This is a genomic window from Cyanobacterium sp. IPPAS B-1200 (assembly GCF_001747005.2).
Classification (GTDB): domain Bacteria; phylum Cyanobacteriota; class Cyanobacteriia; order Cyanobacteriales; family Cyanobacteriaceae; genus Cyanobacterium.
In genome coordinates, this window is the sequence record NZ_CP182899.1 from 1,033,786 (window position 1) to 1,049,797 (window position 16,012).

Annotated in this window: 18 protein-coding genes; 6 read left to right on the plus strand and 12 right to left on the minus strand. The window is 38.9% G+C overall.

Annotation, left to right across the window (positions count from 1 at the left end):
* Positions 1 to 238: 238 nt before the first annotated feature.
* Together A5482_RS04730 and accD are read right to left on the minus strand one after the other, a co-directional pair.
* Complete coding sequence (locus tag A5482_RS04730) at positions 239 to 1,378, minus strand: glycoside hydrolase family 10 protein (protein WP_069790615.1); 1,140 nt, start codon at positions 1,376 to 1,378, stop codon at positions 239 to 241.
* Between the two features lie 81 nt (positions 1,379 to 1,459).
* Positions 1,460 to 2,392: an acetyl-CoA carboxylase, carboxyltransferase subunit beta gene (gene accD / locus A5482_RS04735; protein WP_446684330.1), complete on the minus strand. Its 933-nt coding sequence runs from the start codon at positions 2,390 to 2,392 to the stop codon at positions 1,460 to 1,462.
* A gap of 163 nt (positions 2,393 to 2,555) precedes the next feature.
* Here accD and A5482_RS04740 point away from each other — a divergent pair, with 163 nt between their 5' ends.
* Positions 2,556 to 3,629: a CobW family GTP-binding protein gene (locus A5482_RS04740; RefSeq protein ID WP_069790616.1), complete on the plus strand. Its 1,074-nt coding sequence runs from the start codon at positions 2,556 to 2,558 to the stop codon at positions 3,627 to 3,629.
* 95 nt (positions 3,630 to 3,724) lie between these two features.
* On the opposite strand, the gene fumC is transcribed toward A5482_RS04740, so the two are convergent.
* Both fumC and A5482_RS04750 read right to left on the minus strand, forming a co-directional pair.
* Positions 3,725 to 5,131 (minus strand): class II fumarate hydratase, encoded by a 1,407-nt coding sequence (gene fumC, locus A5482_RS04745; RefSeq protein ID WP_069790617.1) that lies wholly within the window; start codon positions 5,129 to 5,131, stop codon positions 3,725 to 3,727.
* 99 nt (positions 5,132 to 5,230) lie between these two features.
* The gene (locus A5482_RS04750) at positions 5,231 to 5,401 is read right to left on the minus strand and encodes a hypothetical protein (RefSeq protein WP_161486831.1); all 171 of its coding nucleotides are present in this window, start codon (positions 5,399 to 5,401) and stop codon (positions 5,231 to 5,233) included.
* Between the two features lie 57 nt (positions 5,402 to 5,458).
* Here A5482_RS04750 and A5482_RS04755 point away from each other — a divergent pair, with 57 nt between their 5' ends.
* The gene (locus A5482_RS04755) at positions 5,459 to 6,808 is read left to right on the plus strand and encodes a (Fe-S)-binding protein (RefSeq protein ID WP_446684816.1); all 1,350 of its coding nucleotides are present in this window, start codon (positions 5,459 to 5,461) and stop codon (positions 6,806 to 6,808) included.
* Between the two features lie 131 nt (positions 6,809 to 6,939).
* Here the strand turns inward: A5482_RS04755 and A5482_RS04760 are convergent, their stop codons facing one another.
* A complete protein-coding gene (locus tag A5482_RS04760; RefSeq protein WP_069790618.1) occupies positions 6,940 to 8,229 on the minus strand; it encodes a M16 family metallopeptidase in 1,290 nt (429 codons plus the stop codon).
* Positions 8,230 to 8,311: 82 nt separating this feature from the next.
* Positions 8,312 to 8,782 carry an SH3 domain-containing protein gene (locus A5482_RS04765; protein ID WP_069790619.1) on the minus strand — a complete coding sequence of 157 codons (471 nt, stop codon included), beginning with the start codon at positions 8,780 to 8,782 and terminating at the stop codon, positions 8,312 to 8,314.
* 265 nt (positions 8,783 to 9,047) lie between these two features.
* Between A5482_RS04765 and A5482_RS04770 the strand changes: the two genes are divergently transcribed.
* The 3 genes from A5482_RS04770 (at position 9,048) to A5482_RS04780 (ending at position 10,889) form a co-directional block, all read left to right on the plus strand.
* The gene (locus A5482_RS04770; RefSeq protein WP_069790620.1) at positions 9,048 to 9,338 is read left to right on the plus strand and encodes a phycobilisome linker polypeptide; all 291 of its coding nucleotides are present in this window, start codon (positions 9,048 to 9,050) and stop codon (positions 9,336 to 9,338) included.
* Positions 9,339 to 9,381: 43 nt separating this feature from the next.
* Positions 9,382 to 10,593, plus strand: coding sequence for a ferredoxin--NADP reductase (gene petH, locus A5482_RS04775; RefSeq protein WP_069790621.1), 1,212 nt, complete (start codon positions 9,382 to 9,384; stop codon positions 10,591 to 10,593).
* A 107-nt stretch (positions 10,594 to 10,700) separates the two neighbouring features.
* Positions 10,701 to 10,889: an NAD(P)H dehydrogenase subunit NdhS gene (locus tag A5482_RS04780; protein ID WP_069790832.1), complete on the plus strand. Its 189-nt coding sequence runs from the start codon at positions 10,701 to 10,703 to the stop codon at positions 10,887 to 10,889.
* A gap of 100 nt (positions 10,890 to 10,989) precedes the next feature.
* On the opposite strand, the gene A5482_RS04785 is transcribed toward A5482_RS04780, so the two are convergent.
* The 4 genes from A5482_RS04785 to A5482_RS04800 form a co-directional block, all read right to left on the minus strand.
* The gene (locus A5482_RS04785) at positions 10,990 to 12,159 is read right to left on the minus strand and encodes a pyridoxal phosphate-dependent aminotransferase (protein ID WP_069790622.1); all 1,170 of its coding nucleotides are present in this window, start codon (positions 12,157 to 12,159) and stop codon (positions 10,990 to 10,992) included.
* Positions 12,160 to 12,293: 134 nt separating this feature from the next.
* A complete protein-coding gene (locus tag A5482_RS04790; RefSeq protein WP_069790623.1) occupies positions 12,294 to 13,772 on the minus strand; it encodes an alpha-amylase in 1,479 nt (492 codons plus the stop codon).
* Between the two features lie 81 nt (positions 13,773 to 13,853).
* Positions 13,854 to 14,132 carry a YiaA/YiaB family inner membrane protein gene (locus A5482_RS04795; protein ID WP_069790624.1) on the minus strand — a complete coding sequence of 93 codons (279 nt, stop codon included), beginning with the start codon at positions 14,130 to 14,132 and terminating at the stop codon, positions 13,854 to 13,856.
* A gap of 190 nt (positions 14,133 to 14,322) precedes the next feature.
* On the minus strand, positions 14,323 to 14,655 hold the full coding sequence (locus A5482_RS04800; RefSeq protein ID WP_069790625.1) for a hypothetical protein: 333 nt from the start codon (positions 14,653 to 14,655) through the stop codon (positions 14,323 to 14,325).
* Between the two features lie 60 nt (positions 14,656 to 14,715).
* Between A5482_RS04800 and aat the strand changes: the two genes are divergently transcribed.
* Positions 14,716 to 15,288, plus strand: coding sequence for a leucyl/phenylalanyl-tRNA--protein transferase (gene aat, locus A5482_RS04805; RefSeq protein WP_069790626.1), 573 nt, complete (start codon positions 14,716 to 14,718; stop codon positions 15,286 to 15,288).
* Positions 15,289 to 15,296: 8 nt separating this feature from the next.
* Here aat and A5482_RS04810 read toward each other — a convergent pair whose 3' ends face one another.
* Together A5482_RS04810 and A5482_RS04815 are read right to left on the minus strand one after the other, a co-directional pair.
* Complete coding sequence (locus A5482_RS04810; RefSeq protein ID WP_069790627.1) at positions 15,297 to 15,647, minus strand: HepT-like ribonuclease domain-containing protein; 351 nt, start codon at positions 15,645 to 15,647, stop codon at positions 15,297 to 15,299.
* A complete protein-coding gene (locus A5482_RS04815; protein ID WP_069790628.1) occupies positions 15,644 to 15,940 on the minus strand; it encodes a nucleotidyltransferase family protein in 297 nt (98 codons plus the stop codon). The genes A5482_RS04810 and A5482_RS04815 overlap by 4 nt, the downstream gene beginning before the upstream one ends.
* Between the last annotated feature and the right edge of the window lie 72 nt (positions 15,941 to 16,012).

Below are 16,012 nucleotides of genomic sequence, written 5' to 3' on the forward strand. Positions count from 1 at the left end.
TTGAGTTAAAGCGTTTAATAGTGTCTATGAAAGTTTTTTAAGTATTTCATATTAGTAATAATTTAAATTAGTTATCATATATTATTTATAGCAATTATCATGGTTACGGCGTACAAAATAATCCCCCTAAATCCCCCGCAAATTCGGGGGACTTGAAAATCATAAATGTATCTCATAATTATAAAAAACGCTATACTATAACCAATTAGTTGAAATATTCACAAAAAAAGAATTTATGTTATGAGAAAATGTCTTTAAAAAACTTAATTCTTTCCTCTTTTGATTCTGGTCCAAAATTCCATAAACTTTCATAAAAAAAGAAGGAAACCCCCCCATAATTTTCTGCACGGGTACTATTTATTTGTTGTTTTATCATCTCCAATGGCACCTGTCGCCCTTTTAAACCGCTCAAAAGTGCGATCGCACTGGGGATATTATTTTTAGCATTTTGGATGTCTTCTTGGAGAATTTCTCGATTAAAAGCAATCATATTATCCCGATATACCTGCAATAACAACTCATCAATCAAGCCCATTTTTTCCCATGTTGCCCAATCTAATAAATATTGTTCGAGGGAAAACTCTTGGGGATTAGGAGAAATAGACAAAATAATGTCAGGTTTAATCGCCTTAATTTGGCTATGGAGAGTTGTTAAGTATTCCGTTATCTTATCCGCACGCCACTGTATCCATTCAGCATTCAAGGCATTGGGAGGGGGCAACTTGCCATTATGCTCTTGACGGTATAATCTGACGGTATAAGGATCATAACCCAATTCCGAAGGATAGCCAAAATGATCATCAAATTGGATGCCATCAATGTCATAGTTGCGGACAATTTCCAACACTAAATCACTGATAAACCCTTGTACTTCAGGATGGAGAGGATTTAACCACACCCTCTCATGGACACCCCCTTCTAACCATATCTCCGTTTTGTCAATGCGTCGGGTAATCCAATGGGGATGTTTTTGGGCAAGAATAGAGTCGGCAGGTGCCATAAAACCAAATTCAAACCAAGGAATTACCCGTAGTTTCTTCTCATGTCCTTCGGTTATAATTTCCTGTAATACATCCCTATGCTGTAAGCCCTCCGTAGGATCTAATTTTACCCCTGTGGCTTGTTGGTTTACCTCGCTAGGATAGAGGGTGTAGCCCCAATTCCACACGGTGGGATAAACACTGTTAAAGTTGGCATCCGCCAAAAGTGCGATCGCACCTTGGGTATTTTCCGCACTAAATAAAACATCACTATCGATATTAGTTAACCAAACCCCCCGAATTTCATCCTCGGAGATAGACTGAGAATAAACCCCCAAAGGCATTATCACAGATAACCACAACGCACATAAAAACAAGAAAACTGACTTTAGCTTCATAAAAAATACATACTCATTAAGTCAGGGAAACAATCAATAATTCACTTATTTTTACCATTCCCCATTATCCACTCCCAATTTTTAGATAGCATTCACATTGGCTAAAGTTTCAGAGACAACAGAATTTTCATAATGTGCCGAAGCATTAACAGGATAAAAAGGTTGATGGAGACTAATTAAATTAGCAAGGGTTTTTTTCAACTGAGTGCGAGGCACAATGGCATCCACAAAACCATGCTTTAATAAATATTCAGAAGTTTGGAAATCATCAGGTAACTTCTCTCGTAAAGTTTGTTCAATTACCCTTCTTCCAGCAAAACCAATAGTAGCGCCAGGCTCTGCCAAAATCAAATCCCCTAACATGGCAAAACTTGCGGTAACTCCCCCCGTAGTAGGATGGCTGAGAATGGGGATATATAATAATTTCTTTTGTTTATGACGCTCTAGCGCCCCAGAGATTTTCGCCATTTGCATCAAACTTAACATACCCTCTTGCATCCTCGCACCCCCAGAAGCACAAACGATGATTACGGGTAAACCGTTGGCGGTGGCATATTCAATCAAGCGGGTTAATCTTTCCCCTACCACAGAACCCATACTGCCCCCCATGAAGCGAAAATCCATCACCCCTAGGGTAAAGGGTAAACCGTCAATTAAGCCCTTTCCTGTCTGCACAGCATCGCTTAGATTAACCTTTTGTTGTAGTTCCTTGATGCGATCGGCGTATGCTTTGCGATCGACAAAATTTAAAGGGTCAGTAGGTTGTAAATGATGATTCAAAGGTTCCCAAGTATTAGGATCAACCAATTGCTCGATCCTTTCATTACTATTAACCATCATATGATGACCACATTCAGAGCATACCATATTATTGCCCTGTAGATCCTTCGTATAACTTAAAACACCACAACTAGGGCATTTTGTCCATAAACCATCCGCAATCTCTCTTTCCTGCTGGGGTTTTATCTCAGGTTCGGATTTTCTCAAATTATCAAACCAATCGAATAATGACATTTAACAACAAATAATAACAATATATAATAATATAACTCACACTGGAATCATAAAAAAACAAGCCCCAGACACCAACTCTCTCTCATCAACTATAGGCAGGGAATAAGCAATAAGCTATGATCAGAGAATAAGAACAACAACTTTATTCTATTCCACAACACATATGACCATAGTAGAACAAAACAATCAATCTGTATCGGCATTAGATGCCCCCAAAAGAGGCTTACCCGTCACCATCATTACGGGATTTTTGGGGAGTGGAAAAACAACCTTATTAAATTATATTTTAGAAAATCAACAGGGTGTAAAAACTGCTGTTTTAGTCAATGAATTTGGCGAAATTGGCATTGATAATGACTTGATTGTTTCTAGTGATGAAACCATGATCGAGTTAAGTAATGGTTGTATTTGTTGCAATATTAATAATGATTTAGTGGATGCAGTTTATAAAGTTTTAGAAAAGGACGAAAAAATTGATTATTTAGTGGTAGAAACCACAGGAATTGCTGATCCTTTACCCGTTGCCATGACTTTTTTAGGCACAGAATTAAGGGAAATGACAAGGTTAGATTCTATTATTACTTTAATTGATTGTGCTAACTTTAGCCTTGATTTATTTAACAGTGAAGCTGCTTATAGTCAAATTGCCTACGGTGACATTATCATTCTCAATAAAACCGATTTAGTTTCCCCTGATGCGGTAGATAACCTCGAAAATCGACTCAAGGAAATGAAAACTGATGCTAGAATGATGCGCACCACTAACTCAAAAGTGCCTTTACCTTTAATATTGAGTGTTGGTTTGTTCGAGTCTGACAAATATTTTGACACAGAGGAAGAAAAAGGGCATAATCATGATCATCATGACCATGATCACGAACATCACCATCACGATCATGATCACGAGCATCATCACCATGATCATTATTCCCATCACTTAGATAATGATGGCTTTACCTCTGTTTCTTTTGTAAGTGAAAAACCCTTTTATATTCGCAAATTACAATATTTCCTTGATAATCAATTATCTGCCAATGTTTTCCGTGCTAAAGGCATATTATGGTTTCATGAAAGCGCAGATCGTCATATTTTTCACCTTAGCGGTAAAAGATTTACCATTGAGGATGACACATGGAAAGAAGGACAACAAAAAGGTAGTAAGCTCGTTTTTATTGGTCAGGATTTAGATCATGATTTAATTAAACAACAGTTAGAAAACTGTCTGATTAGTGATTAAATCAATGGATTTATAATCGTACTTCATCCTAATCTGTAAAACTTAGAAGGTATATGGTGTATGCAAGGGGTTTAAACCCCTTGTTAAGAATTTAGTTATTGATGAGGATAAGCCATTTTATTTAAATCAATACAATTATCAAACTCCTCTGCACTCAAGTAGCCGAGTTTTAAAGTAGCTTCTTTGAGGGTTAAATTATCATGGTGGGCAAGGTGAGCAATTTCTGAGGCTTTGTCGTAGCCAATGACGGGGCTAAGGGATGTTACTAGCATCAAAGATTGATTAACTAACTCATTAATTCTTTCCCGATTGGGTTGCATATCCTTAACGGTAAAATCAGTAAAGTTGTTGCAACTGTCGGACAAAATTTTGATGGACTGAATGATGTTATAAATCATCATGGGTTTATATACATTCATATCGAGATAACCACTAGCCCCTGCAAAACTAACAGCGGTGTCATAACCCATCACCTGCACTGCCACCATAGCCAAGGCTTCGCACTGGGTGGGGTTTACCTTACCAGGCATTATAGATGAACCTGGTTCGTTGGCGGGTAACTCTAGCTCGTTTAATCCTGCCCTTGGGCCACAAGCAAGAAGACGTATATCATTGGCGATTTTGTAAAGGGAACAAGCAAGGGTTTTGAGGGTACTACTTAACATCACCATAGCATCGTGGGAACCCATAACGGTAAATTTGTTGGGGGCGGTAATGAAGGGTAAGCCTGTTTGTTGGGCGATGTAGTGGGCAGATTTTTCGGCGAAGCCTTTGGGGGCGTTAATTCCTGTGCCTAGGGCGGTGCCTCCGAGGGCTAGTTGATAGATTTCGGGTAGGATGTTGTTAAGGCGTTGTAGGTTATCATCTAGCATTCCTACATACCCTGAAAATTCTTGTCCTAGGCTTAATGGTACAGCGTCTTGGAGGTGGGTTCTACCTATTTTGATAATGTCTTGCCATGCTTGGGCTTTTTGGTGGAGGGCATCCCTTAATTTGGTTACTTTGGGGATTAAGCGGCTATTAATGGCGATCGCACTGGCGATGTGCATGGCAGTGGGAAAGGTATCATTAGAAGACTGGGACATATTAACATCATCGTTGGGATGGATAGGTTTTTTTGACCCCGATTCGCCCCCCACCATTTGAATAGCACGGTTAGCGATAACCTCATTCACATTCATATTTGATTGAGTGCCACTGCCCGTCATCCATACATACAAAGGAAAATGATCATTCCATTTCCCTGCCAAAATTTCTTCACAGGCGATCGCAATTAAATCCGCTTTTTCTTTATCTAAACAACCCAAATCACGGTTAGCTGAGGCAGAGGCTTTTTTTAAGATAGCAAAAGCCTGAATCACTTCCATGGGCATCATATCTTCCCCTATAGAAAAATGGTGCAACGAGCGTTGAGTTTGAGCACCCCAGAGGCGATCGCCCTTCACCTGTACTTCACCCATACTATCTTTTTCAACCCGAAAATTATTACTTGCCTCTGCCATCGTTTTTTAATTGATAATTGATAATTTTCTCAAATAAGTGTAACCATTCCCCATTGCCTATTCCCCATTCCCCACCAACATCGACAATTATGTTTAAACTCAATAACGCCGATTAGATTGTAACCAAGAAGATAAAGGCTCATCATGAATATCTAACCGTAAAACTCCAGCCACAAAACCCCCCACAAAAGCCACAGGTTGCTTAGAGGCTTCCTCACAAACAAAAAATAACTCTTGCAAAAACATAAGATACCCCAAAAATACAAACATCACTCGATATAATTAATTTAAACACATTCCCAGCCAACCACTGTGAAAAAATCATCCATGAATGTAAGCAACCCCTCACAAATTCCCGTCACCAACGACAAAAATTTACCAGGATTTGACTACAAAAACCCCCCATCCCAAGAATTAATCGATCAATGCGTCCATTGTGGCTTCTGCCTTTCCACCTGCCCCAGTTATCGCATCATCGGCAAAGAAATGGACTCCCCGAGGGGCAGAATTTATCTCATGGATGCCATCAACAAGGGGGAAGCCAGTTTAAATGAAGCCACCGCCCAACATTTTGACAGTTGCTTAGGTTGCCTTGCCTGTGTAAGTACCTGCCCATCAGGGGTACAGTATGATCAACTCATTGCCAAAACTCGCCCCCAAGTGGAAAGAAATCAACCCCGCAACCCATGGGAAAAATTTCTGCGTTTCATCATCTTTAACCTTTTCCCCTACCCCAAAAGACTAGGCTTTTTCTTACCCCTATTGTGGCTTTACCAAGTATCAGGATTACAAACCCTCGTCAGGAAAATTAAACTCCTCAAACCCTTTCCCCGCATCGAGGCGATGGAATCTATTTTGCCAAAAATCAACCTAAAAACCATTAATAAAAAATATCCCTATGTCATCCCCAGTCAAACAGAAAAAAAATATCGGGTAGGAGTTATCTTAGGCTGTGTGCAACGACTCTTTTTCGACTCCGTTAATGAAGCCACGGTGAGGGTTTTAACCGCCAATGGCTGTGAGGTAGTTATTCCCCCATCTCAGGGATGTTGCTCTGCCCTTCCAGCGCACCAAGGCCAAGAAAATCAAGCCCAAGCCTTTGCCCGTCAAATGATTGATAGTTTTTCCGATACCGATGTGGACTACATCATTATCAATGCCGCAGGTTGCGGACATACCCTCAAGGAATATGCCCATATCTTAGCTGATGACCCTGAGTATTTACCTAAAGCCCAAGAATTTGTTAGTAAGGTTCGGGATGTGCAGGAGTTCCTCGCAGACATTGATTTTATCGCCCCTCTCGCCCCCATTACGGAGGATAAATTCACCCTCGTATATCAGGATGCCTGTCACCTGTTACATGGTCAAAAAATTAGTTTACAGCCCCGTAAATTACTTAATTTGATCCCTAATATTGAGCTAAAAGAACCCCTAGACGCTGCGCTATGTTGTGGTAGTGCTGGTGTTTATAATATGTTACAGCCTGAGGTTGCAGACGAATTAGGAGAACAAAAAGTGCGCAATTTGCTTGATACGGGGGCAAGGGCGATCGCATCTCCTAACCCTGGTTGTGCTTTACAAATTACTAAACATTTGGCGAAACAAGGGCATAATATCTCTGTTTTTCATCCCATGGAATTGTTAGATAAGTCTATTCGAGGAGAGAAGGTGATGTAATGATCAGCATTAGTGATTATAACTTTTTTGGCAGTACTTAATTGAGGATGAATTACAGCTGCATTATTCAAATAACTTAGTATTTCAAATATTATCTCCATTGCCCATTGCCCATTGCCTATTGCCCATTATTAACGACCATGTACTTCACACGCCGCATAATATTGAGGACAAAGGTATTGGGAGGCATAACATTTCAATTGTTCTGGGGTTAAATTCATTAATATGTCTGGATATTGAAGGGCTAATTTAGCATCTTTTAAAACATGATAATAGCCGTATAATCCTGCTAATTGTTCGGGGGTTTCGGTGGAAAATATATAGTCATGAATTAAAGATTTTTTACAGTTTGCTAGTTCTTTATCTTCCATCGATTTAGTTTGTAAATTATAAATTTCTTGGCGAATAATTTCCTCTACTTTATTGAGATTTTGGGGGTATAAATAAGCAGAAATAGTAAACAAACTAGAGTCTTTTTGTAAGGAAAAATCACAGCTAATATCTAATACTAATTGTTTTTCTTCCCTCAGTTGTCGAACTAAGCGGGATGTTCTACCCCCTGATAAAATCATCGAAATTAGATCAAGGGCGATCGCCCCTTCAAGGTTATCAATACCAGGGCCACTCCAACCCATAATTAATCGAGACTGCTCAAGACGGGGAAAAAATAACTGTTTACGGCGAATATCCACCATGGGCGGCTCACTATCAAAGGTCACTGGAGGGCATTCCGAGCGCACCCCAAAATTACCAAAAGAATCTTCGATAAGGGCGATCGCATCTTTTTCTCGAATATCCCCCACCAACACCACCGACATCCGCTCAGGCTGATAATGGGTTTTATGAAAACAACGCATCTGATTAGGAGTATTTTCTAACAATAAACCCTCCTCCCCCAACACAGAACGACCATAGGGATGACTAGGATAAATCAAATTAGAAAGACATTGAAAAGCCAACCAATCATAATCATCATTACTCGCCCTCAACTCCTCCAACACCACATCCCTTTCCAAATAAAACTCCTCATCAGGAATCTGAGCCTGTAACAAAATCTCTCCCAAATAAGGTAAAGTCGCCCCCACATACTGACTCGCCGTCACCAAAAAGAAATGAGCATAATCATAACTCGTGGCCGCATTAGCAAAACCCCCATTATTCTCCACCACAAAATCAAACTCCCCCGGCAATACATTCAAAGAACCCTTAAAAATCATATGCTCCAAAAAATGAGCCATCCCAAACCAACCCACAGGCTCCTTTGTTACCCCCGCATCTACCCAGACATCCGCCACCACCACCGAACTATGGGGCATATCCTGATGAACCACCCTCAAACCATTAGACAAAGGAATGATATTCACAGGACTATTATTGATTAACTTTAGGGAGTTTGAGTTACTACTTGCAGATAAAACCATGGATGAAGAATTACGTATCTTTATCCCATATTAGCCTTAAGCATCCCTTAACCATCACAATTATCCATAAATCATTACATGACTAATCAATACGGTTAACATTTCCCGCCTTAACCCATGCCTCCTGCCCAGTAGTCACAACCCTTACCCTTTCCCAGTTATTATCATCACTCCTGCCCAAAATAATCAACTCCTGATTATAAGCAACACCCCCAACCCGCTCAGCCGTTTCCATAGGCTCTCCCCTTAAAATTAACCCCGTATTCCAAGTTACCGTGGCACGATAAGCCCCTGCAGGTAAATCATCCTCCTCTTCTTCCTCCTCCGGCTCAGGTTCTGGCTCAGGTTCAGGTTCGGGTTCTGGCTCTGGCTCTTGGGTAATAGTTGCATCATCTTCAGGAGGTTGTTGGCTTTCAAAAGACTCCAGAGGATTATTCGGCTCTCCCGATACCCTTGTCAAAAAATAATAAGCACCTCCGGCAAGTCCTCCACCAAACAAAACCATGCCGATAATAAAGCCCAGAATAAATTGAAAACAGCCCGATATGTTCATAGTAAATTACAAGGTTGGTATGCCAGAATTTGTAGGAATAATTATAACAACCCACGGCTATCAATGGTAATCAATACCAACCCATGGCAAAAGTTATAACCTCAATAACTCTCAACATTTAAGCTCCACAAATTTTGGTAAAATTTAATACAAGCCTAAAAATATCGAGATAAAACTACTTTATAATGTAGTGAAAACTTGACATAGTAAGCAATTTAAGACAAACTTTAGATTACTTTAATAACATCAGGAGTATATTAAAGATATGAGAAATACCAAGGTTGTAAAAACTTTTGCTAAAAATGCTGCCGTTGAAGAGCGTCGCTTTTTGTTTGAAGTTTCTGGGATTTCCCAACAGGGAGATAACAACTTAGAATATGCCATTCGTAAGAGTGGAAATTCTTTTTTAGCAGTTCCCTATTCTCGTATGAATCAGGAAATGAACCGTATCAACCGTCTAGGCGGTAAGATTGTCAATATCTCCCCTATTGGTGTAGTTGCTCCTGTGGCAGGAAATACTGACCCTCAAGAAGCACACCAAGAAACTGATGATTAATAAAGAAGCAAAATCAGCGTAAGGAGTTTAGCAATCGCAATCAATGAAAAAATTTAATACAGTAAAAACCTTTTCCAATAATTCTGTCATCGAAGAACGTCGTTTCCTCTTTGAAGTTGTTGGAATTTCTCAACAAGGAAGTAATAATTTAGACTATCCTATTCGTCAGAGTGGAACAAGTTTTATTACAGTTCCCTATTCTCGGATGAATCAGGAGATGAATCGGATTAATCGCCTTGGAGGGAAAATTGTTAACATTACCCCCATCGGTATTAATACCCCTGTTCAAGCTCAAGGTCTAAGTTCAAGTTCTGAAAAAACTACGAACAATAAACCCATGACTCAAGCTCAAGAAAAAAAAGAAAAAAAAGAGGTAAAAGTACCCGTCAATATATATCGTCCTAAAAATCCTTTTGTGGGCAAGTGTATTGAAAATTACGAACTTGTTGCCGAAGGCGGTAGTGGTACTGTACGCCATTTAACTTTTGATCTTTCTGATGGTGATTTACATTATTTGGAAGGTCAAAGTATTGGTATCATTCCCCCCGGAGAAGATGAAAGAGGAAAACCCCATAAGTTACGCCTTTATTCCATTGCTTCGACTCGTCACGGTGACAAGTTAGACGACAAAACAGTTTCTTTATGTGTTCGTCAATTAGAATATCAAAACGAAGAGGGAGAAACCGTACAAGGTGTATGTTCTACCTATCTTTGTAACCTAGAAGAAAACGCTGACGTAGCTATTACTGGCCCTGTAGGTAAAGAGATGCTCTTACCTGATGATGAAGATGCAACCATCGTTATGTTAGCTACTGGTACTGGTATTGCTCCTTTCCGTGCGTTTTTATGGCGTATGTTCAAAGAAAGAGAGTTAAACCCTGATTATCAGTTTAAAGGTTTAGCTTGGTTAGTTTTCGGCATTCCTTACACTCAAAACATTCTTTATAAAGAAGAGTTGGAGAAAATGGCCAAGGAATATTCTGATAATTTCCGTTTAACCTATGCCATCAGCCGTGAGCAAAAAACCGATGACGGTGGAAAAATGTATGTTCAAAGCCGTGTAAGCGAGTATGCTGACGAGTTATTTGAATTAATCCAAAAACCTAATACCCATGTTTATATGTGTGGTTTGAAAGGTATGGAGCCTCCTATTTCTGATACCTTTACCGCTGAGGCGGAGAAAAGAGGTATGAATTGGGATGAGATGCGCAAACAGATGAAAAAAGAACATCGTTGGCACGTTGAGGTTTATTAGGTGGTAAAGGACGTATCATACTACGTCCTTATAGGTGTTAGGTTATGGGTGACAGTGGTTTAAGGGCTTCTGTTACCTTTTTTATTGTTTATGGAGGATTTATAGTTATGATTATTTTACCTGGTTCTGTGGTTAAGGTGAATAGCCCTGATGATATTTACCATGATTTTCAAGGTTTGGTGCAAAGGGTTTCTGATGGTAAAGCGGCGGTTTTATTTGAGGGGGGTAATTGGGATAAGTTAATTACTTTTAGGTTATCTGAGTTAGATATTTTTGACCCCAAGGCTAGTAAGTAATATTATTTTGGTGGCAAGGGACTAGAAATTATTTATTTTGCTGGCAAGGGGTTTAAACCCCTTGTTTTAAATTGTTTTTAGGGAGTAGGTGGAATTATTTTTAGGTTAGCCTTTTAACAAATTGAGCAAATTTATCTAATCCTTTATTGATAGATGTCATGTCGGTGGCGTAGGAAAAACGAATACATCTATCTTCACCGAAGGCTATACCGGGGATGGTGGCAACGTTTTCTTCTTGGAGCAGTTTTTTGCAAAAGTCGAGGGAGGTTAATCCTGTGGCGCTAATATCGACAAATAGATAAAATGCTCCTTGGGGCATGGGGGCGCTGATGTGGGAAATACTAGCAATGGCTTGGGACATGGTTTTTCTTCTTTGGGTGAAGGCTTCTAACATGGTAGCTACACAGTCTTGGGATGAGTTTAAGGCGGCGATCGCCCCATATTGAGCAAAGGTACACACGTTCGATGTACTATGGCCCTGAACTTTTACCATGGCTTTAATAATTTCGGTGGGGGCGGCTACATAACCAACCCGCCATCCTGTCATGGAATAGGCTTTGGCAAACCCATTACTGGTGATGGTACGTTTAAATATTTCTTCATTCACTGCCCCAATGCTTAGATGGGTTGCACCATCATAAAGAATTTTCTCATAAATTTCATCGGACACCACCAAAATATCATGGTCGATAATTATTTGAGCAATGGTCTTGATTTCTTCTGGGCTATACACTGCCCCTGTGGGGTTAGAAGGGCTGTTGAGGACAAATAACTTAGTTTTTGGGGTAATAGCTTGTTTTAACTGATCTGGGGTGATTTTGTAATTATTTTCAGCGGTGGTAGGAACAATAACGGGTTTTCCCCCTGCCAGAGTGACCATTTCGGGATAGCTCAACCAATAGGGGGCAGGAATAATAACCTCGTCTCCTGCTTCAATTAATACCATCATTAGGTTGTATAAGGAGTGTTTGCCTCCGTTGGTGACGATAATGTTTTCTGGTTGATAATTTAGATTATTGTCTTTTTGGAGTTTATGGGCGATCGCCTCTCGTAACGCCAACTCACCAACCGCCGCTCCATACTTCGTTTTGCCCTCATCCAGAGCCTTTTTTGCTGCCTCCTTAATGTGCGCTGGAGTATCAAAATCAGGTTCCCCCGCACTAAAACTACAAACATCCAAACCCTGAGCTTTCATCGCCTTAGCTTCCGCCGTGATTGTTAAAGTAATAGAGGGATTAACCTGAGCAATTCTTTGAGCTAATTTAATCATCTTTTATTATAAAAATTTATCTTTTCACCATTTTAAATATTAAATAGTGTGCAGGGGTTAAAAAAATAACAAACTTCAGCTTTGTTACAAAACGTAAATAATATCAATAATTAAGGTGCGCTGGAAAACTGGATTTAGGAAACAGGTATCCACACAGAAATTGAACCAGCAGGGCAAGGAAAATCAGCCCAACCATCATCATCCGTAGTAACTCGCTCCTCGATATGTTCTGTCACATCCATATATTCACGGTTAGCCTGTCCAATTTCCATCCGTTTAAAACCCTCCTCCCCATTGGTTAACACCACCGCAACGCCGCCTTGATTTTCCTGATTACCTACCCTAGTCCAACCCAACGTATTAGGATGGTCAAAATAATCATACTGTTCTCCATGGGCGTATTTTTGCCGTACCCACAAAAATTTATCAATTAACCATTTATGACTATCTAACCAAATCTCATATTCTTCCCCATCATCCCCATTATCCTTATAATTTGCTCCATAGTAATCTCCATAGAAAATGCACGGATAACCCTGACTTCGGAGTAAAATGAGCGCGTAAGCATGGGGCTTAAACCAGCCTTCCACCACCGATTCTAAAGCCTGTAGGGGTTGAGAGTCATGGTTATCTACGATAGTAACCGCCAAAGTAGGCTCATTTTGCACCAAGGAATTATCAAAAATTTTCCTTAAATCATAATCACTGCCCTGCTTACTAGCCGCTGCAAAATTGTAATGTAAAGGTGCATCAAATAAAGCCACATTACCACCAGTCATGGTAATAAAATGATGTAATGCTTCCACTTCATAGGACCAATATTCCCCCACGGCAAATAAATTCTGCTCAGTGTATTCCCGTAAATGATTTAACCACTCTGCAAAAAACTCCGCCTCAACGTGTTTTACCGCATCAAAACGAAAACCATCAACTCCAGTGGTATCCATGTACCATTTTCCCCACTGTTTAATATAATCCCTCGCTTCTTGGGAACTAAAATCAACATTGCAACCCATCAAATAATCATAATTACCATACTCTAAATCAACTCCTTGGTTAAAAGATTTACCCTCAAAGACATAAATGGCATCTCCTTCTTCTTCGTAGGCATTATAATCCACCGAATCAAAATACCACCAATGTAATTCAGTATCAGAATATTTTCCGTTGCGCCCAGCAAAGGTAAAATGAGTCCATGCTTGAATGTTTCTTTGCTCTCCCATGGCTTCATAACGATTTTGGGGATTATAAGGGATTGCGTTTACTTCCTCGGCTTTGTCAGCCCCTAGACGGTGATTGAACACCATATCTGCATAAATATGAATACCTGCAGATTGAGCTTTTTTGATGGCATTAAGATATTCTTCCCTTGTGCCATATTTTGTTCTGATAGAACCTTTTTGGTCAAATTCTCCTAAATCGTATAAATCATAGATTCCATAACCCACGTCGTAACCTCCTGCAACTCCTTTGTAGGCAGGGGGTAGCCATAGGGCTGTAATACCTACGTCTGCTAATTCTTGAGCTTTTTCGGCTACTTCTTTCCACAAATTTCCATCAGGCTCTGTGTACCAGTGGAAATATTGCATCATTACGCCATTAGTTTCACTCATAATTTTTTTTATCTTAAAGATAGGTTTCTACATTATGAGTTAATTTTTTTTATTTTGTGTGTATTTTTTATTAAGAAAAAATTAGATGTTGTTATTATGCTCTGCCAAAATTCTTTCTACCTTAGCTTCTTCTAGTTTAGAGATTATTCTGGTGGATTCATGAATGTCTCTTTGGGTTTTTGTCAGACTAACGGTGGAACCTACGGAAAATAAAAGTCCCATGCCCATGAAGGCTTTTATCCAAGAATCCACGGGCATATAAAAAATTCCCACAGAGGTTACACCTACGGAAATTATAAATGATAACCATGTTTGAATTACCCAAGCAGAACTATGGCTTTGTGTTACTTGTTCTTTCATTTTTTACCTTATTTCTTTATGATTAATGAAATTTTTTTTATTTTAGAAAAAGGTTATTTAATTTTTTTTTATGGTGTGACAGTATTTAAATTGTCTTAGGTTATAACTCTTGAAAAACGCAAAAAATTAGTTTTATCGAGCTTTATCAAAGGATATTGGCGATCGCCCCTAAGTATTTCATCTAAAAAAATCAATTGTTACCACAACAGGTATCAATGCCCAAACTCTTGAGAATTAAATCACTGACAGCATTGGCGATCGCAAATTCACTGTAAAAACTTTTTTGAAAATCAAAAGACTGCATCTCTGTAACAATAGCAATTACCAAAGAACCTAAATCATTTTCCCCCTCAAGGCGATGACGAATAAAAATCTGAGAAGCACGATAAGCAATAGTTTCATTAATAGTCTCAGGCAAAAATTCCTCATTTAACCATTGATGAAGATTATGCCGTAACCAATTGGCTTCTACTTCAACATTTTCGATAGGGGGTAAAACAATGGGAGGAATAGGTTGAGACATGATTAAATATTACAATAGATAAGTTGTCTTAATAATGATTATATAAATATTTTCCATCCTATGATAGATATTAGCTCCATTATTCAAGGCTATGCCCATGGTAATTTTTTGATGGCTGATGATTACGATAATTTGGGGTGGTATTCTAGCAATGAACGCACCCTAATCCCCCTAGATGAACGCTTTCGCTATCCAAAGTCCCTCAAACGAGTTTTAAACCAAAATAAGTTTTCCGTGGCCATAAATAAGGATTTCAAGGGAGTATGTCTAGGATGTGCTAATCGAGAAACTACTTGGATTTCTAAGGATTTAATGGAAATATATCTTAAACTCAATCACGCTGGGTGGGCGCACAGTTTCGAGACTTGGCAGGGGGATAAACTGGCTGGGGGAATCCTTGGCATCGTTATCAAAGGGGCTTTTATTGGGGAATCGATGTTTTTTAACATTCCCGATGCTTCTAAGGTGGCCATGGTTAAATTAGTGGAGCATTTACGTTCTCGTCATTTTGTTTTATTTGATGCCCAAATGCAGAATCCTCACCTTGCCCGATTTGGTTCTTATATTATCGAAAATCACGAGTATATTAGGTTATTAAATCAGGCTTTAGATCGTCCTTGTCAATTTGATTAAACCAAATTTTAAGTATTCAATTTTAAATTTAGCACCACTAAAATATGATTAATTTCTCTTTTCAATTCAGGTAAATTTTCTTCTACAACAATCCAAACTTCTTCTAAATCTACCCTCAAATAGTCATGAATTAAAATATCCCTCAAACCCGCAATTTGTTTCCCTGGTACTTGATTATATTTAATTCTTAATTCGGAAGATAATCTTTTGGTGGCTTCTCCTATGATTTCTAAATTACGAATAACTGCATCCTGCATCATTTTATTATCGTAAAAATCTTGTTTACCTTGACTCGTATATTGTTCAATATTTTCTATACATTCTTTTATGTTGTTGAGGTAGAGCAAGTCTTTATTCATAAAAAAATAGCTTCTTCTAAAACTTGATTTTTAATAGTTTCATGGAGGTTATTCGGTTTCACTACATCCACTTTTATTCTTAAATAGTCTTCTAATTCTTGCTTTAATGCAATCCTATTTAAGAGGCTTTTTCCTTTTTCTATATCCATTAATAGGTCTAAATCGCTTTTTGCCGTGGCTTCACCTCTAGCATAAGAGCCAAAAATTCTGACATTATACCCTCCATACTTAGCACAAATAGCTAGGATTTTCTGCTTTTTTTTAACTTCTAATATTTGTTCTAACTTACTCATTGATATGTTAAGGGTAGATTATTTTTTTAGTTAGTCTTCAAAGACTAATTAATATGGTGGGCAATGCCCACC